The organism is Tahibacter sp. (assembly GCF_035481375.1).
GTDB lineage: Bacteria > Pseudomonadota > Gammaproteobacteria > Xanthomonadales > Rhodanobacteraceae > Tahibacter.
Window position 1 is genome coordinate 1 of the sequence record NZ_DATIGT010000175.1, and the last position, 2,406, is coordinate 2,406.

Consider the following 2,406-nt stretch of genomic DNA (forward strand, 5'->3'; position numbering starts at 1 on the left):
GGAATCAGCGGCACGATCGCGAGCGAGCCGATGAACAGCGCGAACGCGAGCCACAATGTGCGCGTGCGATGCGCGAGCGCGCTCTCGACGAGGCGCAGGTACCAGCGCATCAGCGGGCCTTCCTTCTCCTCGTGTGGCTGCGGCTTCAGCAGGTAGGCCGCCATCATCGGCGTCAGCAGGCGCGCGACGAGCAGCGAGAACAGCACGGCCGTGGCCGCGGTCCAGCCGAATTCGCGAAAGAACTTGCCCGGGATGCCCGGCATGAACGCGACCGGCACGAACACCGCGGCGAGTGTCAGCGAGGTCGCGATGACCGCGAGGCCGATCTCGTCGGCCGCATCGGTCGCGGCTTCCTGCGGCGACTTGCCGAGCCCGAGATGCCGCACGATGTTCTCCACCTCGACGATCGCGTCGTCGACGAGAATGCCGACGACGACCGCGAGCGCGAGCAGCGTGATCATGTTCAGGCTGAAGCCGAACCAGTGCATGACGGCGAACGTCGGGATGATCGACAGCGGCAGCGCGAGCGCGGAGATCCAGGTCGCGCGCCAGTCGCGCAGGAACAGCCAGACCACGAGCACGGCGAGCAGCGAGCCTTCCCAGAGCATGGTCATCGACGATTCGTACGAGCCTTCGGCTTCCTCGACGGTCGAGCTGACTTCGGCAAAGCGCAGGTTCGGATACGTGCGGCCGAGTTCCTCGACCTTCGCGCGCACGGCGCGTCCCGTGCCGACCTCGCTCGATCCGCGCGTGCGCGTGATCGCGAAGCCGACCGCGGGCTTCCCGTCGAGCAGCGCGAGCTGACGCTGCTCGGCCGCGGCGTCGCGGATGTCGGCGAGCGCGGAGAGCTTGACCTGACGGCCGTCGGGCAGCGTGATCGGCATGTCGCGCAGTTGCGCGACCGCATCGACGGTGCCGACCGTGCGCACGATCTGTTCCTTGCCGCCCCAGTTCGCCTTGCCGCCGGGCATCTCGACCTGGATGCGCGCGAGCTGCTGCGATACGGCGCCCGCCGTGATGCCGTGCCCTTCGAGCGCACCGGGCTTCAGATCGATGCGCACTTCGCGCTCGACGCCGCCGGTGCGCTTGACCTGACCGACGCCGGGTACGCTGAACAGCGCCTTGGTCACCGTGTCGTCGACGAACCAGCTGAGCTCATCGGGCGCGAGCGTGTCCGATTCCACGGTGAAGCTCAGCATCGTGCCGCCGACGACATTGATCTTCGCGACGACCGGTTCCTCGATGTCCTGCGGCAGGTCGGTGCGGATGCGCGTGATCGCATCGCGCACTTCGTCGAGCGCCTCGTCGAGATCGCGGCCGAGTTCGAATTCGATGCGCGTGTTCGACACGCCTTCGTTGACGGTCGAGACGAGCTTGTCGATGTCGGCGAGGCTCGCGACAGCGTCCTCGACCTTGCGCGTGATCTCGGTTTCCATCTGGCTCGGCGCGGCGCCGGGCAGGGTCACCGTGACCATGACCATCGGCAGCGAGATATCCGGAAAGCGCGAGACCGCGAGACTGCGGAAGCCGGCGACACCGGCTGCACAGAGCAGGATGAACAGCAGGATGGCCGGCAACGGCCGGCGGATCGCCCAGGCGGAGACGTTGATGCTCATGGCGTCGCCGTCCCGGCGACCACGCGCACGCGGTCGCCTTCACTGAGGAAACCCGCGCCGCGTGCGACGACCGGGTCGGTCGCGGTCAGACCCGACACGACTTCGATCTGCTCGCCGTCGACGCGGCCGATCTCGATGCGCTGACGCGTGACGCGCTGCTCGCTGCCGACGCGGAATACATAGCTGTGGCCGTCGCGCTGCACGACGGCGGCGAGCGGCAGCAGCAGCGCGGCGCTTTCGCCGAGCAGCAGATCGCCCTGCGCGAACATGCCGGCGCGCAGATTGCCGGGTTCGGCGAGCGTCGCGTAGACCACGCCGGTGCGGCTCGCCGTGTCGAGGCTCGCGGCGACGCGGCGCACGCGGGCCTCGGCCTTGCTGCCGTCGGGACCGCTGATCTGCACGACCGTGCCTTCCTGCACGCGTACGAGTTCGGCTTCGGGCAGGTTGCCGCGCCATTCGAGCTGGCCGTGGCGGATCAGACGCAGCAGCTCGCCGCCCGAGGAAACGACCTGGCCCGGCTGCACGTCGCGGCGCGAGATCACGCCGTCGTCGGGCGCGCGCAGCTCGGCGAAACTCAGGCGCAGCGCGACCGCTTCGCGCTGTGCGCGCGCCGAGTTCAGCCGCGCCTCGGCCTGTGTCGCCGCACCCCACATTTCATCCGCATCGCGCGCGCTGATCAGGCCCTTGTCGCGCAGCGCGGCCATGCGTTCGTTGTTGCGTTTCGCGACCGCGAGCGCGGCTTGCGCCTCGGCGACGGCCGCATCGGCCTGGCGCTGTTCGCTGCGCAGCG

Annotated in this window: 2 protein-coding genes; both read right to left on the reverse strand. The window is 69.3% G+C overall.

Annotation, left to right across the window (positions count from 1 at the left end):
• The coding region (locus tag VLF18_RS11410; protein WP_325279745.1) for an efflux RND transporter permease subunit at window positions 1-1,616 on the reverse strand (1,616 nt) is incomplete at its 3' end.
• Window positions 1,613-2,406 (reverse strand): efflux RND transporter periplasmic adaptor subunit (locus VLF18_RS11415; protein ID WP_325279746.1); only part of this gene is annotated, 794 nt, incomplete at its 5' end. The genes VLF18_RS11410 and VLF18_RS11415, both read right to left, overlap by 4 nt.